Annotated in this window: 25 protein-coding genes and 2 tRNA genes; 11 read left to right on the forward strand and 16 right to left on the reverse strand. The window is 67.3% G+C overall.

Translation table 11 applies throughout. The features are described 5' to 3' along the window. Positions 1–4: 4 nt before the first annotated feature. Both ABIC70_RS26505 and ABIC70_RS26510 read right to left on the reverse strand, forming a co-directional pair. A complete protein-coding gene (locus tag ABIC70_RS26505) occupies positions 5–1,414 on the reverse strand; it encodes a malonyl-CoA decarboxylase (RefSeq protein ID WP_043389412.1) in 1,410 nt (469 codons plus the stop codon). A 248-nt stretch (positions 1,415–1,662) separates the two neighbouring features. After that, on the reverse strand, positions 1,663–1,854 hold the full coding sequence (locus ABIC70_RS26510) for a hypothetical protein (protein WP_043352836.1): 192 nt from the start codon (positions 1,852–1,854) through the stop codon (positions 1,663–1,665). A 331-nt stretch (positions 1,855–2,185) separates the two neighbouring features. On the opposite strand from ABIC70_RS26510, the gene ABIC70_RS26515 reads away from it, so the two are divergent. Next, on the forward strand, positions 2,186–3,361 hold the full coding sequence (locus ABIC70_RS26515; RefSeq protein ID WP_043389410.1) for an MFS transporter: 1,176 nt from the start codon (positions 2,186–2,188) through the stop codon (positions 3,359–3,361). On the opposite strand, the gene cobD is transcribed toward ABIC70_RS26515, so the two are convergent. Then, complete coding sequence (cobD, locus tag ABIC70_RS26520; protein WP_287089126.1) at positions 3,354–4,373, reverse strand: threonine-phosphate decarboxylase CobD; 1,020 nt, start codon at positions 4,371–4,373, stop codon at positions 3,354–3,356. The two genes, ABIC70_RS26515 and cobD, sit on opposite strands and share 8 nt — an antisense overlap. Between cobD and cbiB the strand changes: the two genes are divergently transcribed. Then, the gene (cbiB, locus tag ABIC70_RS26525; protein WP_179698561.1) at positions 4,365–5,360 is read left to right on the forward strand and encodes an adenosylcobinamide-phosphate synthase CbiB; all 996 of its coding nucleotides are present in this window, start codon (positions 4,365–4,367) and stop codon (positions 5,358–5,360) included. The genes cobD and cbiB overlap by 9 nt on opposite strands. Before the next feature lie 100 nt (positions 5,361–5,460). Further along, on the forward strand, positions 5,461–6,375 hold the full coding sequence (locus tag ABIC70_RS26530; protein WP_354441996.1) for an NAD(P)-dependent oxidoreductase: 915 nt from the start codon (positions 5,461–5,463) through the stop codon (positions 6,373–6,375). Positions 6,376–6,382: 7 nt separating this feature from the next. Here ABIC70_RS26530 and ABIC70_RS26535 read toward each other — a convergent pair whose 3' ends face one another. From ABIC70_RS26535 to cobU, 5 genes are all read right to left on the reverse strand, one after another. Further along, entirely contained in the window at positions 6,383–6,607 is a 225-nt protein-coding gene (locus tag ABIC70_RS26535) for a hypothetical protein (protein WP_043389407.1), read from the reverse strand. Positions 6,608–6,659: 52 nt separating this feature from the next. Next, positions 6,660–8,006, reverse strand: coding sequence for an MFS transporter (locus ABIC70_RS26540; protein WP_354441998.1), 1,347 nt, complete (start codon positions 8,004–8,006; stop codon positions 6,660–6,662). Between the two features lie 77 nt (positions 8,007–8,083). After that, the gene (locus tag ABIC70_RS26545) at positions 8,084–9,526 is read right to left on the reverse strand and encodes a cobyric acid synthase (protein ID WP_043389398.1); all 1,443 of its coding nucleotides are present in this window, start codon (positions 9,524–9,526) and stop codon (positions 8,084–8,086) included. A 23-nt stretch (positions 9,527–9,549) separates the two neighbouring features. After that, positions 9,550–10,152, reverse strand: a complete 603-nt coding sequence (cobO, locus tag ABIC70_RS26550) for a cob(I)yrinic acid a,c-diamide adenosyltransferase (RefSeq protein WP_043389395.1) — start codon at positions 10,150–10,152, stop codon at positions 9,550–9,552. Next, positions 10,149–10,691: a bifunctional adenosylcobinamide kinase/adenosylcobinamide-phosphate guanylyltransferase gene (gene cobU / locus ABIC70_RS26555; RefSeq protein WP_170861817.1), complete on the reverse strand. Its 543-nt coding sequence runs from the start codon at positions 10,689–10,691 to the stop codon at positions 10,149–10,151. Before cobU ends, cobO begins: the two co-directional genes overlap by 4 nt. Positions 10,692–10,809: 118 nt before the next feature. On the opposite strand from cobU, the gene ABIC70_RS26560 reads away from it, so the two are divergent. Both ABIC70_RS26560 and ABIC70_RS26565 read left to right on the forward strand, forming a co-directional pair. Then, positions 10,810–10,885: transfer RNA gene (locus tag ABIC70_RS26560), tRNA-Glu, on the forward strand. Between the two features lie 182 nt (positions 10,886–11,067). Further along, on the forward strand, positions 11,068–11,454 hold the full coding sequence (locus ABIC70_RS26565) for a hypothetical protein (protein ID WP_354442001.1): 387 nt from the start codon (positions 11,068–11,070) through the stop codon (positions 11,452–11,454). Between the two features lie 425 nt (positions 11,455–11,879). On the opposite strand, the gene ABIC70_RS26570 is transcribed toward ABIC70_RS26565, so the two are convergent. The 5 genes from ABIC70_RS26570 to ABIC70_RS26590 form a co-directional block, all read right to left on the reverse strand. Next, positions 11,880–12,152 (reverse strand): hypothetical protein, encoded by a 273-nt coding sequence (locus tag ABIC70_RS26570; RefSeq protein WP_354442003.1) that lies wholly within the window; start codon positions 12,150–12,152, stop codon positions 11,880–11,882. A gap of 124 nt (positions 12,153–12,276) precedes the next feature. Beyond that, a complete protein-coding gene (locus tag ABIC70_RS26575) occupies positions 12,277–13,104 on the reverse strand; it encodes a hypothetical protein (RefSeq protein ID WP_354442005.1) in 828 nt (275 codons plus the stop codon). Between the two features lie 142 nt (positions 13,105–13,246). Next, positions 13,247–13,399 carry a globin family protein gene (locus ABIC70_RS26580; RefSeq protein ID WP_354442007.1) on the reverse strand — a complete coding sequence of 51 codons (153 nt, stop codon included), beginning with the start codon at positions 13,397–13,399 and terminating at the stop codon, positions 13,247–13,249. Next, positions 13,396–13,788: a hypothetical protein gene (locus tag ABIC70_RS26585; protein WP_354442009.1), complete on the reverse strand. Its 393-nt coding sequence runs from the start codon at positions 13,786–13,788 to the stop codon at positions 13,396–13,398. The genes ABIC70_RS26580 and ABIC70_RS26585 overlap by 4 nt, the downstream gene beginning before the upstream one ends. Further along, on the reverse strand, positions 13,785–14,270 hold the full coding sequence (locus ABIC70_RS26590; protein WP_354442011.1) for a hypothetical protein: 486 nt from the start codon (positions 14,268–14,270) through the stop codon (positions 13,785–13,787). Before ABIC70_RS26590 ends, ABIC70_RS26585 begins: the two co-directional genes overlap by 4 nt. A 489-nt stretch (positions 14,271–14,759) precedes the next feature. On the opposite strand from ABIC70_RS26590, the gene ABIC70_RS26595 reads away from it, so the two are divergent. From ABIC70_RS26595 to ABIC70_RS26610, 4 genes are all read left to right on the forward strand, one after another. Beyond that, positions 14,760–15,062, forward strand: a complete 303-nt coding sequence (locus ABIC70_RS26595) for a hypothetical protein (protein ID WP_354442013.1) — start codon at positions 14,760–14,762, stop codon at positions 15,060–15,062. Positions 15,063–15,270: 208 nt separating this feature from the next. After that, a complete protein-coding gene (locus ABIC70_RS26600) occupies positions 15,271–15,618 on the forward strand; it encodes a cupin domain-containing protein (protein WP_354442015.1) in 348 nt (115 codons plus the stop codon). Between the two features lie 59 nt (positions 15,619–15,677). Beyond that, a tRNA-Ile gene (locus ABIC70_RS26605) sits at positions 15,678–15,753 on the forward strand. Positions 15,754–15,770: 17 nt separating this feature from the next. Beyond that, the gene (locus ABIC70_RS26610; RefSeq protein ID WP_354442017.1) at positions 15,771–16,004 is read left to right on the forward strand and encodes a hypothetical protein; all 234 of its coding nucleotides are present in this window, start codon (positions 15,771–15,773) and stop codon (positions 16,002–16,004) included. 18 nt (positions 16,005–16,022) lie between these two features. On the opposite strand, the gene ABIC70_RS26615 is transcribed toward ABIC70_RS26610, so the two are convergent. Continuing rightward, on the reverse strand, positions 16,023–18,716 hold the full coding sequence (locus tag ABIC70_RS26615; protein WP_354442019.1) for an ATP-binding protein: 2,694 nt from the start codon (positions 18,714–18,716) through the stop codon (positions 16,023–16,025). Between the two features lie 322 nt (positions 18,717–19,038). Here ABIC70_RS26615 and ABIC70_RS26620 point away from each other — a divergent pair, with 322 nt between their 5' ends. After that, the gene (locus ABIC70_RS26620) at positions 19,039–19,230 is read left to right on the forward strand and encodes a hypothetical protein (RefSeq protein WP_354442021.1); all 192 of its coding nucleotides are present in this window, start codon (positions 19,039–19,041) and stop codon (positions 19,228–19,230) included. Positions 19,231–19,412: 182 nt separating this feature from the next. Here ABIC70_RS26620 and ABIC70_RS26625 read toward each other — a convergent pair whose 3' ends face one another. Then, a complete protein-coding gene (locus tag ABIC70_RS26625) occupies positions 19,413–19,997 on the reverse strand; it encodes a hypothetical protein (protein ID WP_354442023.1) in 585 nt (194 codons plus the stop codon). Between the two features lie 80 nt (positions 19,998–20,077). Between ABIC70_RS26625 and ABIC70_RS26630 the strand changes: the two genes are divergently transcribed. Further along, positions 20,078–20,347 (forward strand): hypothetical protein, encoded by a 270-nt coding sequence (locus ABIC70_RS26630; RefSeq protein ID WP_354442025.1) that lies wholly within the window; start codon positions 20,078–20,080, stop codon positions 20,345–20,347. A gap of 257 nt (positions 20,348–20,604) precedes the next feature. Here ABIC70_RS26630 and ABIC70_RS26635 read toward each other — a convergent pair whose 3' ends face one another. Then, complete coding sequence (locus tag ABIC70_RS26635) at positions 20,605–24,270, reverse strand: hypothetical protein (RefSeq protein ID WP_354442027.1); 3,666 nt, start codon at positions 24,268–24,270, stop codon at positions 20,605–20,607.

The following is a 24,270-nucleotide window of genomic DNA, read 5'->3' on the forward strand; positions in this document are numbered from 1 at the left end:
GATCCTACGCCTCGGCCAGCACCACGGCCCGCGGCGGCGGCAGCTTGGCGCGCAGCTCACGGGTCACCGCCGGCGCGGCCACCACGGTGCCGAGATTGGCGTAGGTCTCGTGGTTCCGCTCGATGGCGGCGAGGTCGTAGAGGTAGTTGACCATCAGGCCGTGCGACTGGGCCAGACCCTTCTTCGAGGTGTCGCCCAGGAAGTTGATGCGGTCGAGGCGCGCGCCGTTGCCGAGGTGGAACCGGGCCACCGGGTCGAGGGGGCGGCCGCGCTCGTTCTTGGCGCGCAGGAAATAGGCCGCCGCCGCCGGGATCAGCGCCCGGCGCACAGTCTCGGCCCGGGCCTTGTCGGCCGGCCAGTTCGGGTCGTCCAGCGCCCGCAGGACCTCGACATCCTCGGGCAGCAGGCCCTGCGGGCTGTCGGCCCGGCGCTCCCGCGCCAGCCACGCGGCGAAGCCGGGCACCGGCGACAGCGTCACGAAGGTCTTGAGCGTGGGCACCTCGCGGGTGAGGTCCTCGACCACCTGCTTGATCAGGAAATTGCCGAAGGTGACGCCGGCGAGCCCCTTCTGGCAGTTCGAGATCGAGTAGAACACCGCCGTGTTGGCCGCCTGCGGCTGCAGCGGCTTGCGCTCCCGCGACAGGATCGGGGCGATGGCCGGGGCGATCTGGTCGGTGAGCGCCACCTCCACGAAGATCAGCGGCTCGTCGGCCAGCGCCGGGTGGAAGAACGCGAAGCAGCGCCGGTCCGGCGGCTCGATGCGGGCGCGCAGGTCGTCCCAGTCGGCGATGGCGTGCACCGCCTCGTAGCGGATGATCTTCTCCAGGATATGGGCCGGCGTCGTCCAGTCGATGTGGCGCAGCACCAGGAAGCCGCGGTTGAACCACGAGGCGAACAGGTGCTCGAAATCGCTGTCCAGGCTGTCGACGGCGTCCATCAGGGCGGGGTCGGCCTCGTCGCCGGCGCGCAGCGCGCGGCGCAGGTCGAACAGGTCCTCGCGCATCCGCACGAGGCTGAGCGTGCCGCCGCGGGCGAGGTTTAGGCGGCGGATCAGCTCCTGGCTGCGCGGCTCGGCGGCCTCGTGCAGGCTGCCGAGGCGGGCGCGGGAGGGGGCGGCCCGGTAGGCGGCGATCGCCTCGTCGACGGCTTCGTGGTCCGCATCGAAATCGAGGGCGATGGCCCGCAGGAAGGCGTGGCGCTCCGCCTGCCCGAAGCTGGCGTAGCGGTCGAGGATCAGGCGGGCGAGCGCCACCCCGGAGGCCTCGCCGCGCCGGGAGATCAGGTCCTCGCACAGCTTGACGAGGTCGCCCGCGCTGGCCCGGGACGTCATGTCCCCGCGCCCGATGCCGATCAGGTCGCGGCCGCGCTCGCTGATGGTCTGAAGCAGGTCGCCGAAGAAGGAGATCGCCGCCATGACCCTTGCACTGACCCCCGTCGACCCGGATTCGAGACGCTTCCGGCCCCGCGACGCCGGCTCGTCGGACGGGCGCGTGCGGATCCGGCAGCCGCCGCCCACTCCGGGGCGGCTCGCTCAGCGTCCCGATCCGCCCGCCATTCTACGGCGCCGCGGCCGCCGCGACCAGAGCTTGACCGGCCCGAACGGCGCGCTCCCAGCGTGCGGGAGCGGCACGAAGGTCGTGTGACGATCCCGGGGCGGGTGCGTCAGAGCTGTTCGGCGACGGTGGCGAGGTCGGCCCGCTCCCGCCAGTCGCCGACGCCGTGCTGGCGGGCGAAGCGGAGTTCGGCGGCGCGGCGGGCGCGCTCGGGATCGCGGGCCCGCGTGATCGCCACGGAGCCGACCGTGAACGGTACCCCGAGGATCTCCTTGGCAAAGTCGATGCGGTAGTTCGGCATCCCGTACTCCCTGCTGCGGCGGTTCCGGCCCCGTTCATCCGGAACGAAACCGCCCTCTCGTTCGTAATCCGGTTCGGAACCTCTATCGGCTCGACGCCCGGTGCATGGCCTGCGGCGCCCGCTCGCGTGCGGACGGCGCCGGCTGCATCTTCCGCATATGGGGCGCCCTCGGTTCCGGTGAAGGGGCCGGGGGCGTGCCGGCAGGGATGCATCGCCGCAGCTTGCTCCACCGCACGCTCCGCCCGTATCGCTCGCGGCCCGGACCTCTCCCGCACACGGACTCGACCATGGCCCTTCCGCGGCGGCGTGCCTGCCTGCCCCCGACCCAGCCGTGACCACGACGCTCGACGCGAAGGCCCGGCTCGGCCTGACGCTGATCGCCGGCGGAGCGGTCGCCAACATCTACTACAACCAGCCGCTGCTCGGGCTGATCGTGGCGGAGTTCGGCGACCGCGCCGCCCTGTGGGTGCCGACCACGGCGCTCGTCGGCTACGGGCTCGGCATCGTCGGGCTCGTGCCCCTCGGCGATGCCCTGCCGCGCCGCACCCTGATCGTGGGGCAATGCCTCGGACTCGCCCTGGCGCTGCTGGCGGTGGGCCTGGCCCCGAACCTCGCGAGCCTCGCCCTCGCCCACCTCGCGGTCGGGGTGCTGGCCAGCGCGGCCCAGCAGGCGGTCCCGTTCGCGGCGGAACTCGCCCCGGATGCGAGCCGCGGGCGGATCGTCGGCCAGGTCATGACCGGCCTGCTCACCGGCATCCTGCTCGCCCGGACGGCGAGCGGCGTCCTGGGGGCGCATCTCGGATGGCGGCCGGTCTTCCTGGTCGCGTCCCTGCTGGCGCTCGCCATGGCGGCCATCGCCCGGGCCACCCTGCCCCACACGGTGCAGACGCACCCGCTGCGCTACCGCGCCCTGATGCTGTCGATCCTGCACCTCGCCCGCACGCAGCCGGTGCTGCGCACGGCGAGCCTGTCGCAGGCGCTGCTGTTTGCCGCCTTCAACGCCTTCTGGGCGACCCTGGCGCTGCTGGTGGAGGGGCCGCCCTTCGGACTCTCCGCCGCGGGCGCGGGGCTGTTCGGGGTGATCGGCGTCTGCGGCGCCTTCGTGGCACCCCTGTCGGGCCGCTTCACCGACCGGCGGGGCGCCAAGCCCGTGGTGCTCGGCGGCAGCCTGCTCGTGGCGCTGTCCTTCATGGTGCTCTGGGCCGGCGGGACGTGGTCGCTCGTCGCGGTGGCCCTCGGGGTGCTGCTGATCGACATCGGCATAAACGGCGCCCTCATCGCCAACCAGACGCGGGCCTACGCCCTGGTCCCCGGGGCGCGGGGCCGCATCAACACGGTCCTGTTCACGACCCTGTTCGTGTTCGGGGCGCTCGGCGCCTATGCCGGCTCGCAGGCGTTCCTGCTGGTCGGCTGGGCGGGGGTCTGCGCGGTGGGCCTCGCCTTCTCGGCGCTGGCCGTGATCGTGGCGGCGCGCGATCCGCATCCGCCCGGCGTGCGGTCTACCTGAGGACCCGCGACAGACGGCACCACGCCGCCTTCCCGGCCGGCAGGCCGAAGCGGAGGCGCTCCGGGCGATCCGCGAAGCGCCGCACCGCGATCCCGGCCGCCGCGAGCCGCCGGTAGAGGTCGGGCCCGTCGGAAAAGTCGGCGGTCCGGAACAGGCTGGTGCCCCCGACGATCCGGCCGCCGCCCCGGGCGATCATCCGGTCGAGGCGGGCCGCGTCCGCGGACCGCGCCGCCGCGGCCTGCGCGCGCCAGCCCGCATCCGACAGGGCGGCGCGCCCGATCGCCAGGGCCGGGCCCGACACCGCCCAGGGTCCGAGGGCCTCGGCGATCCGGGTCGCCGTGCCGGGATCGGCCACCGCGAAGCCGAGGCGCAGGCCGGCGAGCCCGTAGGTCTTGCCGAAGGAGCGCAGCACCACGAGGCCCGGCGCCGCGTGTGGGCACAGGCTCTCCACCGGCTCCAGATCCGCGAAGGCCTCGTCGGCGATGAGCAGGCCGCCCCGCTTGCCGAGGGCCGCGGCCAGGGCCCGGCGCTCGGCCAGGGGCAGGGTCCGCCCGTCCGGATTGTTGGGATCGACGATCACCGCCACCCGGGCCTCGCCGAGGGCATCGAGATTCCGGATCTCCGTCACCGCGTGCCCGGCGCGCGCCCAGGCGGCGGCGTGCTCGGCATAGGTGGGCCCGAGCACCGCGACGCGGGTCGGCGCCATCAGCCGGGGCAGGGTCTCGATCAGGATCTGGGTGCCGGGGGCGGGCACGACATGCGCGGCGTCCGGCGCGCCGTAGGCCGCGACGGCCGCCGCCCGGAGCGCCCCGAGCTCGGCGGCCTCGGGCAGCCGCGTCCAGGCGCTGGCCTCCACCGGCGGCACGGGGTACGGGACCGGATTGATCCCCGTCGAGAGGTCGAGCCAGGGCTCCGGCGCGTCGGGAAAGGCTTTGCGGAGTCCGCCGAGATCGCCGCCATGCGCGATCGGGGCGACCTCACGCGTGGGAACGCTCCACACCGAATGGTCCATCTGCCCGGTACGTTTGCCGACACGCTTGCCGTCCTCGCCGTCGCCCTCGGGATCGAGGCGGCGGCCGGCTATCCCGACGCGCTCTACAGGGCGGCCGGTCACCCTGTCACCTGGATCGGCCGGCTGATCGCCGCCCTGGAGCGCGGCCTCAACCGCGGCTCCGCGCGGCGGCGGCGGATCGCCGGCTGCGCCGCGCTGGCCTGCCTGCTTGCCGCGGTGGGCCTGCCGGCCCTCGCCCTCACGGTGCTGGCGGGATTGGCCGGCCCCCTCCCCGCCCTGCTCCTCCTCGGCCTGCTCTGCGCGAGCCTGCCGGCGCAGCGCAGCCTGCACCAGCACGTCGCCGCCGTGGAGAAGGCCTTGCGCACCGGCGGCCTGGAGGCCGGGCGCCGGGCGGTGGCGATGATCGTCGGGCGCGACCCCGAGCGCCTCGACGAACCGGCGGTCTGCCGCGCCGCGATCGAGAGCCTGTCGGAAAACTTCTCCGACGGGATCGTGGCGCCGGCCTTCTGGATCGGCGGCCTCGGCCTGCCGGGGGGCGCCCTCTACAAGGCGATCAACACCGCCGACAGCATGATCGGCCACCGGACGCCCCGCTACGAAGCCTTCGGCTGGGCTGCGGCGCGACTCGACGACGGGGTGAACCTGCCGGCCTCCCGGCTCGCGGGCCTGCTGATCGCCGGGTCGGCGCTCCTGCGCGGCGCCGACGCGCGGGGCGCGCTCCGGGCGATGGCCCGGGACGCGCGCCGCCACCGCTCGCCCAATGCCGGCTGGCCCGAATCCGCCATGGCCGGGGCGCTCGGCCTGCGGCTCGCGGGACCGCGGGTCTATGACGGCACCCTCGTCCCGGACGCCCATATGGGCGACGGGCGGGCCGAGGCCACGGCCGACGACATCGCCCGGGCGCTGGCGCTCTACCGGACGGCCTGCTGGCTCCAGGGCGGGCTCGTGCTGGGGCTGCTCGCCCTGTCCCTGGCGCTGGCGGGCTGACCCGTCCGCCCCGGCCGCCCCCCGGTCGCCCCGCCCGACCGGGCCTTGGCACGGCCCGCGCTCCCGACGCATCGTGATGGGACCGGACAGGGAGACCCCGATGCGCGCGGTGTTCGTGGATGCCAACGAGACCCTGGCGGCGGTGGCCCGGCGGCTGCTGCGGCCGGACGACCCGCCCTTCGCGATCCACGCCGATCCCGGCATCGCTCCGCAAGACCTGCCCGGCCTCCTGTCCGGGGCGGAGATCGCCGTGATCGACCACACCGCCCTCCCCCGCGAGGTGGCCCGGGCCTGCGGGGGCCTGAGGCACGTGGTGTTCCTCGGCACCGGCGCCCGCAGCTACATGGACCCGGAGGCCCTCGCGGCCGAATGCGGGATCACGGTCCACACCATCAAGGGGTACGGCGACACGGCGGTGGCCGAATGCGCCTTCGCGCTGATGTGGGCGGCGGCCCGCGGCCTGCCCGAGATGGACCGGGCGATGCGTGCCGGCACCTGGCTGCGCCGCGAGGCGGTCCAGCTCACCGGCAAGACGGTCGGCCTCGTTGGGTTCGGGGGGATCGCGGCCGAGATGGCACGTCTCTGCCGGGGCATCGGCATGCGGGTGCTCGCCTGGAACCGGACGCCCAAGGCGCATCCGGACGTGACCTTCGTGCCGCTGGAGCACCTGCTCGCCGAGAGCGACGTGGTGTCGCTCCACCTGCTCCTGACCGACGAGACCCGCGGCTTCCTGTCGGCCGCGCGGATCGCCGCGATGAAACCCAGCGCGATGCTGGTCAACACCGCCCGCGGGGCGGTGCTCGACGAGGCCGCCCTGGTCGAGGCCCTGCGCGGCGGCCACGTGGCGCGGGCCGGGCTCGACGTGTTCACGGTCGAGCCGCTGCCGGCCGATCACCCGCTGGCGGCCCTGCCCAACGTCACCCTGTCGGCGCACTCGGCGTTCCGCACGCCTGAGGCCAGCGACAACCTGATCGGCGCCGCCCTCGACCATTGCCGACGGATCGCCGCCGGCTGACCGAGCCTCAGTGCTCGGTGCCCGGCATGTTCGGCCGCGGCGTGCCGCCGTGCTGGTGGATCAGGTTGGAGCGTTCCGGGCTGCCCTTGGCGTCGGCGACCTGCTTCCGGGCTGCGGCGGCCAGGAACCAGATGCCGCCGAGCGTCCCGAAGGCGAGGATCATAAGGGGAAATCCCTGGCTCATCGTGTAGTCCTCCTCGACGCTGTCCCGCGGGATGCGGTCCTGCATCATCCTGCCGGACGATCCGGCTTGAGGAAGGATAACGCACGGATCCGGCCCATGTTCAGGCCGGACGTGCCCCATTCGGCGCCGCCCGCCGCGCCGCGTCCCGGCGCAGGGCGGAGAGCACCACGAACATCAGGCCGGCGCCCACGGCGAGGCAGGCGGCCAGGAACAGCATCGGCACGAGGTCGCTCCGGGTCTGGTCGCGGATGAACGGCACCGCGTTCTGGGCGACGAAGCCGCCGAGATTGCCCACCGAGTTGATCGCCGCGATCCCGGCCGCCGCCGAGGCGCCGCGCAGGAAGGTCCCGGGCATCGACCAGAAGACCGGCTGGGCCGCGAAGGTCCCGGCGGCGGCCACGCACAGGCAGGCGAACTTCACGGCGTTGCCCGGCAGGACGACGGAGAGCGCGAGGCCCGCCGCCCCCACCAGCGCCGGCCCGACGACGTGCCAGGTCAGGGCATTGCCCTGCGCGCCCGTGCGGGCGGCGTGGCGCGGCACCCACCAGAGGGCGACGGCCGTGGCCATCCAGGGGATGATGTTGAGGAAGCCGTTGGTGAGGTTCGAGACGCCGAAGCCCTTGACCACGGTGGGGAGCCAGTAGCCCAGTCCGTAGGCGGCGAGCGGCAGGGAGACGTAGACCCCGGCGAGCATCAGCACCCGCCGGTCAAGGAGCGCCGCGAAGGGGTTGCCGTGGTCGACATGGCCGCCCTCCTCGCGCTCGGCCCGCAGGGTGCGGGCGAGCCAGTCGCGCTGCGCCTGCGACAGCCAGGGCGCCGTCTCGGGACCGTCCGGCAGGACCACCAGCACCACCGCGGCCATGAGGATCGCCGGCGCGCCGGTGGCCAGGAACACCCATTGCCAGCCCTGGAGGCCGAAGAGCCCGTCGAGGCCGAGCAGCGCGCCGCCCACCGCCGCGCCCACCGCGTTGGCCACCGCGCTGGCGATCATGAACCAGCCGATCATCCGCGCCCGGTGTCCTTGCGGGAACCACAGGGTCAGGGCGAACAGCACGCCCGGGAAGAAGCCGGCCTCCGCGGCGCCGAGCAGGAAGCGGAGCACGTAGAACATCGCCGTGCCCTGGGTGAAGCCCAGCAGGACGGTGACGATCCCCCAGGTGATCATGATCCGGGCGAACCAGATCCGGGCGCCGACCCGCTCCAGGAAGACGTTGGCCGGCACCTCGAACAGGAAGTAGCCGAGGAAGAACAGCGAGGCCCCGAGCCCGTAGGCGGTCTCGGAGAGGCCGAGGCTGCCGACCATCTCCAGCTTGGCGTAGGAGACGTTCTGCCGGTCGATATAGGCGATCAGGTAGAGCAGGCCGAGGAGCGGCATCAGCCGCAGGGTCACGGTGCGGACGGTGCTCGCGCCGAGATCCTCCCCGACGGGGGATTGCGTGGGGGGCATGGGGCGTTCCTCTGGCGCGTGCGGCCCTTCGTGGCGGGACCGGCATTACACAGAGTAATCCCTCGCGCGGCCCGCGCCTACCGGGCAAGCGCCAGGAGGCGGTCGCAGTCGACATGGGCCGCGATGTGTCGCGCGAGGCCGTCCAGCGCCGCCTCGACCCCGGCCTCGTAGCCCGGGCCGTCCGAGGCCGTCCCGAGGCGCGCGAGCCAGGCCGCCCGCTGGGCATCGTGGGCGAACAGGCCGTGCACGTAGGTGCCGGCCACGCGCCCGTCCGCCGAGACCGCCCCGTCCAGGCGCCCGTCGGCGAGGCGCAGGAGCGGCCGGGCGGCGTCGGGGCCCTCCGTCGCGCCGATATGCATCTCGTAGCCGGCAAAATGAACGCCGTCCGGCAGGCTCGTGCCGGTGACCGCCGCGAGGCGCTTCTCGGGGGTCATGACGGTGTCGACGTCGAGGAGCCCGAGGCCCGCCACCGTGCGGGGCGCGCCCTCGATCCCGTGCGGGTCGGCGAGGCTGTTGCCCAGCATCTGGTAGCCGCCGCACAGGCCGAGCACCCGCCCGCCCCGGCGGACATGGGCGCGCAGGTCGACGTCCCAGCCCTCCTGGCGAAAGGCCTCCAGGTCGTCGATCGTGGTCTTGGAGCCCGGCAGCAGCACGAGGGCGGCCTCGGCGGGGATCGGCGTGCCGGGCCGGACCAGCACCACCGACACGTTCGGCTCTGCCCGCAAGGGGTCGAGGTCGTCGAAATTGGCGATGCGCGGCAGCACCGGCACCGCCACCGTGACGGCTCCGGGCCCGCGCGACTCCGAGCCGGCGAGCCCCAGCACGTCCTCGGCCGGCAGGCGCGCGGCATCGGGGAAGTGCGGCACGAGGCCCAGAGCCGCCCAGCCGGTGCGCTCGGCGATCAGCCGCATGCCGTCGGCGAACAGGCTCGGATCGCCGCGGAAGCGGTTGACGAGGAAGCCCGCGATCAGGGCGGCGTCCTCCGGGTCGATCACCGCCTTGGTGCCGACGAGGCTCGCGATCACCCCGCCCCGGTCGATGTCGCCGACCAGCACCACCGGCGTGTCGGTGGCCCGGGCGAAGCCCATATTGGCGATGTCGCCGGCCCGCAGGTTCACCTCTGAGGCCGAGCCCGCGCCCTCGACGAGGACCAGATCCGCCTCCCCGGCGAGCCGGGAGAAGCTGTCGAGGACGGCCGACATCAGCCGGGGCTTCCAGGCCTGGTAGTCGCGCGCCTTCACGGTGGCGACCATCCGGCCCTGCACCACCACCTGGGAGCCGACCTCGCTCTGCGGCTTGAGCAGGACCGGGTTCATGTGGACGGAGGGCGCCACCCGGGCGGCCCGGGCCTGGAGGGCCTGCGCGCGGCCGATCTCGCCGCCATCGGCGGTGACGGCGGCGTTGTTCGACATGTTCTGCGGCTTGAACGGCCGGACCCTTAAGCCCCGCTCCGTGAAGGCGCGCGCCAGCCCCGCCACGAGCAGCGACTTGCCGACATCGGAGCCGGTGCCCTGGATCATCAGGGCCTTTGTCCGCGGCGGGCTCAGAACTCGATCCCTTCCTGCGCCTTCACGCCGGCGGCGAAGTGGTGCTTGACGCTGCCCATCTCGGTGACGAGGTCGGCGGCCTCGATCAGGGCCGGCTTGGCGTTGCGGCCGGTGACGACCACGTGCAGGTCCGGCCGCCGCGTACGGAGGGCTTCGACGACGGCGTCGAGGTCGAGATAGTCGTAGCGCAGCGCGATGTTCAGTTCGTCGAGGACGAGCAGGCGGATCGTCGGATCGGCCATCAGGCCGGCGGCGACCTCCCAGGCGTGGCGGCAGGCGGCGATGTCCCGGGCCTTGTCCTGGGTCTCCCAGGTGAAGCCCTCGCCCAGGGTGTGCCACACGACCCGGTCGCCGAAGGCCGCCACGGCGTGGCGCTCGCCGGTATCCCAGCCGCCCTTGATGAACTGCACCATGCCGACCCGCCAGCCGCGGCCGAGCGCCCGCAGCATCAGCCCCAGCGCCGCCGTGCTCTTGCCCTTGCCCGGACCGGTATGGACGAGGAGCAGGCCCTTCTCGAGGGTCTTGGCGGCCACCTCGGCATCCTGGACGGCCTTGCGCTTCTCCATCTTGGCGCGGTGGCGGGCGTCGTCGTCGCTCATGCGGAGGCTCCTGCGGTGGGGGCTTGCGGCTTCACGACCAGCGGCAGGCCGGCCACGGTGAGCACGACCCGGTCGGCCCGGGCGGCGAGCTGCTGGTGCAGGCGGCCGGCCGCGTCGCGGAAGCGGCGGGCGAGGGCGTTGTCGGGCACGATCCCGAGCCCGACCTCGTTGCCGACCAGCACCACCGGGCCGGGCGCGCCGGCGCAGGCTGCGAGGAGGCGCGCCGTCGCAGCGTCCAGATCGGCCTCGGCGAGGATCAGGTTGGTGAGCCAGAGCGTGAGGCAATCGACCAGGACCGGCCCTTCGGACGCGGCGACCGCCTCCGGCAGGGCGAGCGGCACGTCGCGGGTGCGCCACGCCCCGGCGCGCCGGGCGCGGTGCTGGGCGATGCGCGCGACCATCTCGTCGTCGAAGGCCTGCGCGGTGGCGAGATACAGCCACGGGCCGGGGCAGGCTTCGATCAACCCCTCCGCGTAGGCGCTCTTGCCGGACCGCGCCCCGCCGAGGACGAGGGTCATGCGAGGGGGGGATTGGGGCATCCGTCCTCCATCGCCCCAACCCGGCCCGCGGTCAAACCTGGGTCCTGTGGCACCAGTGCCGCGCATGAACGGTTGCCGGGCGTCTCCGGTCCGACTATAGAACCCCGGCCTAGCCAGAGCGCCCTTCGTCTAGCGGTCCAGGACGTCGCCCTTTCACGGCGAAAACACGGGTTCGATTCCCGTAGGGCGCGCCAGCAAAATCAGTAACTTAGCTCGATTTTACTGGCGCGGCGGCCCAATAACCCCAACTCTGGCCCAAAAAGCGTTGCGGCGGTTTTCGCCCATACGGGGATGGGGTCGCGGCTTGAGGCCGCGCCCCTCGACCCTAGCTCGCGTGAATGGCTGCCTCGATCTGGCGCCCTTTTGGGAGGGTCCGATGCGCGTTCTGATGGTGGGCTACGAACCGGAGGCCGTCGACTTCTCGGACCCGGCCCTACCGCCTGGGCTGAACGCCGAGAAGATCCACCACGGGATCAAGGTCGCGCTGGAGGACATGCGTAGCCGCGGCTGGACGGCCGAGCAGTGCTTCATCCGGCCGGACGATCAGGCCGGTCCGATTCTGAAGCAGATGCTCATCGCCGGCTCCTACGACTGCGTCGTGATCGGTAACGGTGTCCGCTCCTGGCCGCGGCACCTGCCTGTGTTTGAGACCCTCATCAACGCCGCTCGGGAGACCGCACCGAACATCCCGATCGCCTTCAACACGCGTCCCGAGGATAGCGGGGATGCCGTCGCGCGGGTGTGCGGTGGGAAGCCCCTGTGACGTCCCTCCCCTCACCGCGATCTAGCAGAACGACGAAGCCGGCGATCACGTGCCTTTCGACCACAGCAGGAAGCCGGTAGCCGCCAGCAGGAGCCATCCAGATACGCGTACGATCCCGGTCGCCGGCCCTTCCTCTTCGAGCCGATCGTGAGCCGCCTCCGCTAGGATTGCGGAACACAGCGCAGTCTCAAGGCTCAGGACGGCAGCCAGCCACGGCGACATGCGCGATCCTCACAAAAGAGGCCGGAGCCCGTAGGCCCCGGCCGAGTCCGGGAGGAAACGCCCGTCATGGGCGAGGTTGCACCTTGCACGGCTCGGGCCACGGCCGGGGTCGGCGCGCTGCGGCATGGTAGCCGCAGCGGCGCTAGGGTCGCGACCAAAGCGCGAATCACCGTGGGGCTGAGGTCCTAAACACCCGCGATACGTCAGCCTCCGTCTACGACGCCGCCAAGGCCGCGGCGCGCTTTGCGAAGGCGAAGGGCGCGCACGATAAGCTGATAGCGGCCGCGCACCGAGCCCAGGCCGACGCCCTCGAGATCGAAGCGCAGGCCAAGCGACGGCTCGCCGATGAGTACGACGCCGCGCAGGAGCGGGGCGAGGTCGCCAAGCTGGGCACCAACCAGACCGAGGTGGGTGTTCCGGGCGGGAACACCCTCGCCACCGTCGCGGACCTGGGCCTGACCCGCAAGGCGATCCACGAGGCCCGCCAGCTGCGCGACGCCGAGGCGGCCGTCCCTGGCGTTATCCGCCGCACGCTCGATGGGCGGCTATCCTACGACTAGGAGCATTCTGAGGTGCGAAGGCTCCATATTTTAATGAACACTACAATGGTGTGGCCTTTGAAACTGGTATTATCACTCGTACTTTTGGCTGCGGGCTGAATTTGCTCGACAAGGCGCTAGCCAATAACGGATTTAAAATATCTGCCGACAAAATTGCCGATATTTTTGCGTCGAATAAATACTTTCCCTTTACAAAACAGGCCTTGTACGATTTGATTTCGACTCGATATGCGTCCAACTGAGGTATCGGAAATTTCTTCTGAAAAGATACGGTCGATATAATCTTATCTTCGACCCATTTTTGGGCTTGGCCTCCTGATAGGTAATTCGCTCTGTCGAGCCAGGTTTTCAACTCTCCATTGAACGAGACTGAGGGCTTGCCGGTTGTGATTTCGGCCCCGGTGACTTGGTTGAGTTGAAAATTCAGGGGCACTTGTAATCTAATCGCTTTTTCGAAAGTCGACGCCAGCTCAAATCCGGCCAATTTCAGTTTGTTCAATGTTATATCTATAGCGACGATCGGCGTGTCTTTGACGGCCTTGAGTGTGACGTTTTCGGGCAAAAACGATATTCCGAAATCGTCATCCCCTAGTCTGAGATTTTCATTTCTTACCTGGGACGAGATTATGTTTTTGATATTCTTGCTGATTGAGGACAGGTCTATAATTGCATGGCCCTGAATTTGCGCTTCCTTGTTAAGCAGGATATTCTCGATTTCCAGCTTCGCAGAGTAAAGCAGCTTCAATTTTTCGTATGAAAATTCGCTCGGGAACGGACCTAGAACCATTTTTTCTTGTGATTTAGCTTCTACTGAGTAGGCCAGCAAAATCGATATAGTCGCAATTAAGCTTGGTAAAAATGACCACATCGAAAGCTCCCTAGGTCAGGGCAAAGCCATTTTTGATGCAGCTACTGATTCGATGCCCGCAAATCCTCTCAATATATATCTTGCGCTTCGATGGAAAGAAGCGAGCGCTCTCCGTCATTGAAAAGCGCTCGCTGATTCGTTGCTATTTTTGCGGTTGACCAGAGTTGATGCAGAGCGATGAAGACGTGAGGCCATAGGCGGCCTCGTAGGCCTTCAGGCGTCGGTCGAGGGTGACGAAGGCCTGGCGCACCCGCTTAAGCCTCCAGGTGTGGAGCGGGATGGCGAACGGGTTCACCGGCCACTCTCCGCGGCCAGCCGGAACGTATCGCGCCATGTACCCTCGGCTGTTGCTGAGGTCAGAGGGCAGCCGGCTGCGGCGAGGATCACAGGCGCCCGCAGCTGGGCGTCCACTCCCCAAGCCTGCATGTCGCCGCCGTCGTTGCGGCGCTGGAAGCTGAAGCCTGGGTTCTGGGCGGGGATGAAGCCGCTGTCCCGCGCCTCGAGCGATGCCCAGTGGAGCTTCATCCGCTCATAGTGGAGCCACGCCGAGTAGGTGGCGAGGAGACCGGGGGTGATCGGCGTCGCCGCGTGCGTGGGCTGGCCGATGAGGGTCACGCCGCCGCCGACGAGCGGAAGCGTGGTAAGGCCGCGCAGGAAGCCACGGCGGGATTCGGGAGCGCTCATGCCGCTTCTCCCTCAAGCTCGCGATCGTCGACCACACCGCGGGCCCATGCGATCTGCGACGTCGAGCGGTCGGGGAACTCCGGCCGCCAGCCGCACGCCATATCCGGGCCGTACGCCTCCGGGCTGCCGAGGATCGGCTCATCGTCCGCCTCGTCGTGCTCTCGATCGAGGAAGTGCAGGCTGTTGTCGCTCGGGACGTGCGCGTTGATCCCGTCCAGCCACTCGGCTGCGCAGAGGGAGGCTTCGAAGTCCGAGCTTACACCCACCACGCCGTTGCCCGCCTGGATCGCGCGGGAAACCTGGTAGTCCGCTTCGAGGTCCGGATCGGGCGTTAGCGCATCTAGGACCGCGATGTAGCGGTGTACCCTGTCTAGGCCGGCGTTGATCTCGTGGGCGATGAGGGTGCGCAGGTGCGCAAGGGGCGCGAACCGATGCTCGTGCGCCGCCGCCACGGAGGGCGGTACGGGGATGTGGATGGTCATCTTCGGTCTCTGTGTGGGACCGGCTTTCCAGGGCCGGCGCACAATCCAAATCTGGATCGTGCACGCCCGCGAGCGACACGGGCACCGGGAGTCTGGAAACACGCCACAGAGAACGTGCGCCGCAGCCTTCGCCGAAGGCTCTTGTATAGCTACGGCACTCCCGGCATAGTGCCGGTGTTCGGCGCCACGCACGTAAGCGCGGTCCGTTCAAATAGCGGGATCAAAGCCCGGCAAGGCTCGGATTTCCGCTCTGTGGCTGTGCCGCTATCCCCGGCAAGGGACCGTCACGGGAGTTTCCAGGCTCCACAGACGAAGTTAGACGCGAACCCCGCGCCCGGCAAGGCGGCGGGGTTTTTGCGTTTCTCGGCCTGGAATCGATTGCTACCATTCAACGCCAGGGCTCTCATGGACTAGGGAGACTGGTCGGAGGGCCGTGCCGCTGCATAGCGGCAACGGCCAACCTGATCGCGCGTCATGGGAGGGCAGAGCATGGCCGGAGGCATCGGCATACCCGAAAAGCACCCAGAGTTTCTGGCGATGACGGCCGCGATCTTCTCGCCGTCTGGAGAGGCTGCCGCCGTGGCGGCTGCGGCGGAGGGGCGGCCAGCGCTATTTGGCCTGGATCAGATGCTGACGGAGACCTTCGTTCGGTACCGGGATAAGAACCCGAGCAGCCTTCAGAACGCCGGGTTCATAGTTGCGCGGCTAATGCGCGATAAGTTGGGCTATACCCAGGGCAAGCTCATTCCTTGTCCGGAGGGTTACACGGTTCAAAGCGGGACCATGTTCTAACCGCCGGAGAAGTAGTGTTCGGAGCTGCCTTCGAGGCAAGCGGGTCTTGTGGGCTCGTGCTACGTTTCGCCATGCCGGTCGAGCTGCCACCGTCACGGATCCCGCCACTGCGCTGGAGCATGCTGATCCGCTTGCTCGCTCATACGCGCTGGATCCGCTTCCGGCGACTGGCCCACACCATCCAGCGTCGACCGTGAGGGGGTAAACCGTGAGCTCTGACCCCAAACCTGCTCCGGCGATCAGGCGGACTGAGCTCGGCCGATCGCCGGTCACCGGCTTCGATCACCTGGAGATCGTCGCCCAGCTGGTGGATTTCCCGCCGGGCGCGTCGTCGCGGCGCCACCTCCACCACGGCGAAGAGACGTTCTACGTGCTCGAGGGTGGCATGGTGCAGGAGCCCGGCCGACCGCCGCGAGAGCGTATCCCAGGCGAGCATGGCATCATCCCGCGCGGCATCCATCACTCAGGCTACACCGTGATAGGCGACAGGACCATCAAGGTCCTGTCGGTCTACGTCGTCGACAAAGGGAAGCCCCTGCAGGAGTTGATCCCATAGCGGAGGCTCGGGGACGTCCTTGCGTCGGCCCTCGGCTTGCGGGCATAGCGCCCCCGCGCGGGCCTGTAGCTCAACGGTTAGAGCCGACCGCTCATAACGGTCTGGTTGCAGGTTCGAGTCCTGCCGGGCCTACCACTATCCCTGAGATTTTGATGCCCTACACGCTTCAGCGCCTGGCGGCCGGCAGCTACGACCTGCTTCTCGACGGGACGGTCGTCGGGAGCGTGACGCGCGACGTCACGAAAGGCGGCGACGTGCGCGGATGGCACGCGGAGCTGCTGGATGCAGCTCCCCCCATGCCGGCTCCGTTCAAGCAAGAAGCCCACCGGTTCGAGACGCTGGAGGCGGCCGTCGCGTGGCTTGGAGGAACGATCCACGGAACTTGATCGTCATCCTCACTTAACTCACGACGCTATTGTCGCTTTTTTGATGGAGAAGACGGAGCATTTTATCGACATGCCATTAGTGAGTTTCTGGCGCGGGGAATCTTCTCCTCGGTAAACTGCGACGTCAGCCTCTTCTAAGACAGCTTTTTCTATCATGATGTTTCGTTCCTGGCAGGTTTTCTCCAAAATAGATATCAAACTCCCATAAGGTTCATTCTTGCCCATAATTATCGAGTAATAAAGCGGCTGATGAACGCCGTAAAATCCGACAGATTCGATAATATTAGATGTAAACTCAATCTCATTGTTCTCTAAGGCCATGCCCACTCCTGGCCTGATCCTAAACACGATATTCCCGGCCTCAAGTTTGGCGTCACGAAGCCCTCTTTGATCGACCGAAATTAAGATCTCCTGGTCAGCCTCGATTAGATCAACGATCTTCGATATTTCGATAAATTTCCGACTCATTTTTGCGGTGGCGATAAGCGAGGAGTCGCCGCCGAACTGGCATATTGCAATAACAGCAAAATGATTTTGGGAGCCGTCAAGTTCCATACCTTTGAAGATCCGAGCGCTATCTGTAGCCCAATCAGAGAGCGTAGGAGTGATTTCTCTGAGCTGCCCTCCGTGCCGGCGTGGCCCTTCTGGCGAGTATGGCAGAGCCCCAATATACAAAGAGGAAAAGCTACCAGGATTTCGGCCGGATTGCCCAACGACGAATCCACCGACGGTTGCTATGCCTGTCTCTATTGGACGCGTTCCAACAGCGGCCCAGCCTTCAACATGTCCTTCGACGACAAATTTGGTCAATCTACTGCTAGCTTCAGCGAGATAATCATCTAATCGATCTTCCTGACGCGCATCAGCTAATTCGACGGCGCGTAACCATGTAAGTGGATCGCCTTGATGCCAGAAACGATCATGAACCTGGGTTCTTTGGCTATCGCCAGTTTCGACGAACACGTCACAATCTAATGTCGCACACAGATGGGCGACGAGTTGTTCAAGGCGGATTTCGACGGTGTCGTTTGAGAATCTCTTTTGCATCGTGAGCATGCTACTCACATCTTCCTCACTGACGACCAGAGACACTCTTGTGGATATGTAGGAAGGTAGAACGTCCTTGGATCCTTGAAGGAGTAATGGGCGGTGTTTAATCCCTTCGTTGAATACAAGTGTCCTCAAGTCACTGGCAGCCGCGTTAAACGGCCGAGAAGAAACATGTATTTTTGATGAGATCATCAATACGGAAAAGAAGCCAATGCCGTAACGGCCGGTTTGTCGAAGAACTCGCCTGGATAATCCGGGGTGTTCAGAGCGTATATGATCCGAAGTCCAATAGCTTGTGCCAAACTCAAGAAATGGACCAGTCAGAACCTTTTCCGACATACCAATCCCATCATCATCGACATTCAACGAGTATATAGCTCTTCCCTCTTGTGCTCCGGCCACCAATCTGACAACGATATGGCCTTCGTAGTGCGAACTCGCTGGTTCCAAAGCACGTCTGGCACGTACCGCATCGGCAGCATTTTGAATAAGTTCTCGGAGAGGAACAACGGGATCGTCGCCATAAAGCTGACTTCCGCCAAGCATACCGACGACGCGCTCAGTAGGGCCAACTTTCACGACGGCATTGATTGGGCGCCAACCGACAGGCCGTATATGACTAGCTAAGCGCTCAGGCGCGCTAGCATCTTTAACTCTTGTGATGGAAAATTGCTTTTTCTTTAAATCCCTCATAAGGGACGCGCAAGATTGTAGTTCATTATTTGCGACAACTACAGCATCATGCGCGATCCACCATGCCTCCGCGTCACCTTCCGAGAATGCCTTGGTCGAAGTAAAAACTAATGCACTTGGATCGTCAGTGTCTGGCGTCGGCGCGGCGAGACGGTTTTGAGCACGCCAATGTGCTTCAGACAATCCGTTCAGCTGTAGCATGGCGTATAAGAAATCTGGCGCGCGAGCTTGATCGATTTGCACAGCATCCGCGCATCGTAGAAGGCAGGCAAGTTTGATTGGGTCAATGGACCATTCGCCTGGCATTCCGGGCGGAGCTCCGCGGATGCCGACAAATCTATCAAGCAACGTAGTCAAATTCCAATGATGACTTGCGGCCACCTCACCAATGACTTCGCCAAGATGTATCCTTAGCTGGTCGTCTTCGATCAGGTGAACGGTCGTACCTGTCTTTGGATTGTCGAAGCGAAGTGAAGCAAGCTCCGTCGCCTTTTCTGCGTGTAGGGCTCGCAATGTGGAAAAGAGTGCTGCCTTTCGGACCCTCTCCGGAGGGTTCTCCAGTTCCGCGGGGCTAGGTAGATGAGCCGACGGGTCGCGAGTATATTCTGCGAGAATAGCGTCCTTCCATAGCTCGGTGCTCTCAATCTCAGACATCCGCCCTGGAAAAGCCGCAACTGCATGACCAATATCATGAACTAATATGGCGCCGCCTAGAACGTATGTTTCTGCTGGATTCAGGCCGTAATTGAGCCCAGCGATCAGATCAGCGCTTCTCCATAGCGCCTCAAAATGAGCCTCATCATGAAGCGTTAGATTAGGAAGATCGACGGCTATCTGGCGCGAAAGTACAGCGGCGTTGTTCCAAAAACTTCTATAAGAAGATCTCAGCTTTTCTCTGACCTCAAGATATCGATCTTTTTTTCGATCCTGAAAAGCATCTTGCCACAAGTTCGTGTACTCGAAAGACATTGCCGCTCTTCTCGTTCACGAGATTATGCGATCGGTTAGGTCGCAGTCCCGCCTTCGATGCCTGGCTCTAGGTTGAGCACAGGCGGCGATCGGCAAGCAAGGATCGAAGAACGGTCGCCCAGACTCAAATTGCCGATTGCCTGCGTCTTGGCAGTCTGGCCAGCCGCCATCCTGCCTTCCGCCGGCAGATCCTCAGGCTGACCGCCCTCAAGGATCTGTGGATGCCCAGCCTACGGCTTGAACCACGCGCTGAGCCCGCTGTTGATGGGGTAAGGCGCCGCCCGAACCAGAGCGCCTCCTGAGATCCTACAGGGAGAGGCGTATGCCGAGGATCAGCGTGAAGCTCGCCGGTGACGGCACTCACATGGTCGTGCAGGACCACGATCGCGTTGCGAGCGGAATGAGCCTGGACGAGGCCGAGAACTTCGTCACCTTCCTGCGTGTCTCGGCCCGGGTGAGGCGGACGCGCCGGCTCCCGGACGCGGTGCGCAATCGCGTGGTCGTGACAGCATAGCGACCTTCGCCTTCATCAGGTCTCAACCAGCTTGGCCTATTCAACCTGAGCCATGCTGTTCAGCCGCCTTTCCATTCTGTCTGGGGTCGCCGTTGCCTTATACGGCTACCAAGTCGGCAGCTCCTCGATTCTTGCGATTGGCCTGGCGCTTGTTCCCGCGGCTCTCGTGCTGCGATGGGCGATCATGCCGCCGCGGCGGAATGCCCCGTAGCCGGTTCGCCTGATCGTTCCTTTGCCATTCGCCATCCGGCCTTGCGACGGCAGATCTGGAGCCCAATAGCCGCCAGCTTCGGCCGGGACGCCTTTAAGGCGGCTCTAAGGGCGGCCTCGTCTTGCCAGCGCCCGGCGGCCAGCAGGGACGGCACTGGATGCCGTCCCCTGCCCACCAGGACCTCCAGGGTGCGCAGGAGAGCGCCACCGCAGCCGACGGCGCCGAGCGGGCCGATGAGGAGCATGCCAGCCACGTCGACCGCAGCCAGCTTCCCGGTTGGGGGTTTCACGCCCAGGCGGATCTCCGAGCGGATCCGGTCGACCTCGGCGGCCAGCCGGGCGGCATCGGCGGCCTTGGCCAAGGCGCGCTCACCAGCGCGCTTGGCCCGTATCGTAGCGGCGTGCAGCCGATCGCGAGCGGCGTACTCCGCCCGGCGCGCAGCGCGCTCCTCGGCCGACATGCGGTAGGGCGGGGGCCCGCCGCGGCGGTAGATGTCGTAACGGACGCGGTTGGCCTGGCGCAGCGTCAGCGCTGGCGTCGATCCCATTTCAGCCATCACTACCCTCGCGCAGAACAGACCGATCGCAGCTGCGTTGCCCTAGGAGCCCGAAGACGGGCCGTACGGAGGCAACGCCCATGATGACCAAGATATTCGGCCTCGCGGCCGCTCTCACCATCGCGCTGACCGGCGCCGCCTATGCCCAGCAGCCGGCCGGTGGCGGAAGCGCTACGGGCAACATGAACAACCCGGGGTCGGTCAAGAGCCCGAGCCAGAAGGCGACCGAAGAGGCCACCGGCACGAGCACCCGTTCGCCCGCCGCGGGTGCTGCAACGGTGCCAGGAACCGGCACGGCTCGCCCAGGTGTGGGTGCGGGTGGAAGCGCCACCGCACCCGCAGCACGATAGTCGCATCGCCGGAACCGGGGCTTTATGTCCCGGTTTCCGGCCCATGCGTTGGTTGTTCCCTATCGGTCTCGTGCTCATCCTGTTCGGCGTCGCACTCTCTCACTGGGAAAACCGGTCACACGCCGCGGGCGACGTGACCGGCTCAATGCGATCGCCGGCAAGGGAAGCGAGTCCCAACCCGACCGGCGAGGCTGAAGCTCCCTCGGCGCCCCTTCCGCGGGCCAGCGGCAACATCGATCGGTAAAGGCGCGACAGGCCTAGCTCCAATCGTCATCGCTGCCGAACTTCAAATCAGGCATGGTCACGCCCATGTCGGCAGTCATTCCCCGGCCCTTCGCGCGCATGCCCGAGACCCGGCCGCCGCCGCCGGACAGGGCGACGTCGACCCGGCCGTGGAAGTTCATGTCCTGAAGGCGGTCGACGTGGCGGCCAAACTCCGCGACGTGCCCACCGATCTCACCAGCGCCGCGCGCGCCCGCCGGCGGCGTGTCCGGCACGTTGGGGACCCGAGGCATGCCCGACGTGATCGAGCGGATCGACCCGTCCGGCATCTTCATCGTGCCGTTACCGAGATCGAGGCCCTCTTTGCCGTCGAGGCCCTTCACGAGGCGCGGTTCCGCGGCCGCGGCGCGCTCAGCCATGGTCCCACCATCCGGCGCCCGGTCGCCGCGTGCGATGGCCGCCCTGAGCGCAGGGTTGAACGGAGCCCAGTCCTTGGGCCTTCCACCGCTCGCTCGCAGAAGGGCCAGCGCCACGCGCGTCTGCTCCTCCAGGGTGGACGACATGGCGTTGCGCGTCTTGATCCCAAGTCCGGGCGCGAGCCGCCGCCAGTTGGAGTTGAGGATCTGGAAGTAACCCTGAGCAGTGGCGCCTCGGGCCGTCATCGGATCGAGGCCCTGGCGCGTGCCCACGTAGTTCAGGGTGTTCCGACCGTGACTCTCGTGCAGCTGGATGAGGCCGAGCATGTTGCGCTCGGCATCCGTCATCTCGACCGAAGCCGGGATGCCGGGGATCGGACCTGTGGGGCCGCTACCGGATCCACCACCACGTGAACCGCCGCCAAAGGTAGCCCCACCGCCGAGACTGCCCCCGCCACCCAAGCTCGCGCGCTGGATGAGGCCGGCGAAGCTGCCGCCCCCGCCTCCGAATGACGCCTTCTGGATGCCGGAGCCGCCTCCGCCCATCCCGCCTCCGTCGCCGGGGACGAAGTTGATCGGGATGTTGATGCCCGCGCCCACCGACTCGATGATGCGCTGGAGCAAGGTCTTGCCGGCTTCCGAGCCGGTCTCGTCGGCCTTGCCCTTGAAGTCGTCGAGCATCGCGGGCCGGCGCGGCGGCAGGGGCGCGTCGACGATCGCCTTGCCGATCGTCTCCCCGATTTGCTTGCCCGCCTCCTCACCGCCACCAGCCCAGGTCGGCATGGTCTTCGACCACCATCCCTGGATGGCCTCGCGGACCCATGGATGGTCCGGTCCGAGACCGGCCATCGGGTTGCCGTCCACCGTAGATCCGGTCGCCGGGTCGAAGCCGGCCGGGCCACGCTCTTTGAAGGTCTTCTCGTACTCTTGGCTCGTGGCGTAGGTGGCGAACGCGCCCATGCCCAGCGTCCATAGCGCCGGGTTGAGGGCGAGACTGCCGATGCCCGACAGGCCGGCACCACCGATACGCAGGCCGTTGGCGACGACGCCGGTCCCCTGACCCGCGAGCGCCTTCATGGACATGCCGACGATCGAAGGCAGCGTGACGGCCGCCACGGCGCCGCCGATCGTGGCGCCCGTCTTGGTCTCCTGCGGGTGCTTCTCCATCCAGCCCGAGACATGATTGAGCGCGTCCGTGAAAGCGTTCATGTATTGCGGGGCCTCTTTAATCAGCGGGCTGCTGATGTCCTCCGCGAAACGGGTGACAGACTGCTTCACGCCCTCCAGGGAGGTGAAGGGATCCTTCTCCCGGATCTCACCGGCCACCTCGCGCCCCTTGGCCGTCTTCAGGTTGAGCCGGTCCTTGTCGATGACCTGCTGGTTCATCAGCAGCGAGGCGAAGAACTCGGCCGCGTTGGGGTTGGAGAAGAGCTTCGTCAGCTCGATGACGCCACGCTCCTTGCCGACCGCCTGGAGGTTGATGCCGCGCTTGGTGAGCTGCGGCAGGACGTGATCGACCGCCCACTGATACGGGTCGGACACGAACTGCTCCTGATCGACGAGCTTGCCCCTCTTGTCCCGGAGACCGAACTCCTTCTGCTTTGCGGTGGCCGCCTTAGTCTGCCGGTCGCCGATCAGCGCGGAAAACGCCTGCCGCTGCATCACTCCGAACTGCGGTCCGTCGTGCTGCATCATCGTGGGTACGACGCCAGCGAGGTACTCCTCGTTCAATCCGTACTTCGATGACTTGGCGTTTTGCATGTACTGCCTGAAGCCGTCGCCCGAGATGGTGTCGCCGAACAGGCTCGATGCCTTGAGGAAGGCATCGAGCATACGGTTGAATTTCGCCGGATCGCCAGCGAGGCCGCCACCCTCTAGGCCTTTGACGAGCTGATCGAGGTCCTGGGCGGCGCGGTCGTTGCCACGCATGGTGCCGAGCACAACCTGCGCCTTGAGCAGGTCGGGCAGGACGGCCGCGGTGTGATGCAGGTCGCCGTGATCGCCGAATGTGCCGCGCAGAGCGCGCACGTGCTCCAGGATCTGCACGCGGCCAATGGACGGGAACTGGCTCTGGTAGCGGTTCGCCATTTCGTTGGCCTCCGCCTGCATTTTGGGATCCATGCCGGCGAGGTAGCCGCGGGTCTGTTCGCGCAGATAATCCGAGCCTTTCTCGATGGTCTCGCGGCCGAGATGCCCGACTTCGTGCACGCCGTAGCCGACACCGGCACCCACGAGAACGCCGCGGCCCAAGTGACCCATCCGGTGCTCAAAGCCATGCTGGGCTCGCTCCCGGCGGCGAGCATCGCGCTCGACCCGAGCGGTCTCACGCGCGCCCTCGCGGATCGCTGCTGCTTCGACACGGGCGGCCTCCCGGGCGGAGCGGGCTGCCTCACGAGCGGCCTGCATCCGCTCGCGCGCGGCCTCACGCTTGGCCTGAGCCGCTTCCTTGGCAGCTTGCGACGCCTCGCGGGCAGCAGCCTTCTCCGCGGCGACGGCGACCCTGGAGGCCTCGCGAGCGGCACGGAGCTCCTGCGCGGCGAGCGCGCGCTCCTCCGCCTGTCGCTGCTTGGCGATGCGGGTCGCAAAGGCGATCTGCCGGCGCCCGTCCATGATGGCGCGAGCGTCGGCCGCACGCTGATCGGCCTGCTCCGCCTTCTCGAGGGCGGCGCGCTGGCGCTCCATGCGGTTCGAGAACGTAGTGCGCTCGCGGAATGCCCGGGTATCGGCCGGATCGAGGTAGAGCCGGCCGCTCAGATGCGCCTGGCTGCGCGCGGCCCGCGTGGCGATCTCGCGCGTGAGATCGGCCTCCATCCGCATCACCCGGGCGCGCTCGCGCAGCTGACGCTCGATGTTGTTGGTGTCCGCAGCCATCACCTGGGCGCGAACCTTCGCGTTGCCGATGCCCGAGAGCGCCTGATCGCGCTCCCGGGTCATCCGGTGCGCGTCCTTGACCAGCGCTCCGATCTCGGCCCGATTCAGCCGCATCTGTGCGAGCTGAGCCTTGAGGGGGGCGGAGAGGTCGAGCACGCCCTTGAGCTGCCCGTACTCCTTCGATATCCGCGTCGCGTCCTGGGCGAGCTGGCCGCCGGTCTTGGCGGAGGCCTTCGCCGCGCCGTCGAGCGCTGTGGTCAGCGGCTTGATGCGCGCGACGATCGCGTCGTAGTCGGCCGCCTTCTTCAGCGCATCGGTGCCGCGCTTCGCGTCCTTCACCATCTGGTCGAACACCTTGCCGGTGTTCGACGTGCCGGTGATCCGGAGTTCCGCGTCGATGACGCTTTTCGACAC

It is taken from the genome of Methylobacterium sp. 1973, assembly GCF_040545035.1.
GTDB lineage: Bacteria > Pseudomonadota > Alphaproteobacteria > Rhizobiales > Beijerinckiaceae > Methylobacterium > Methylobacterium fujisawaense.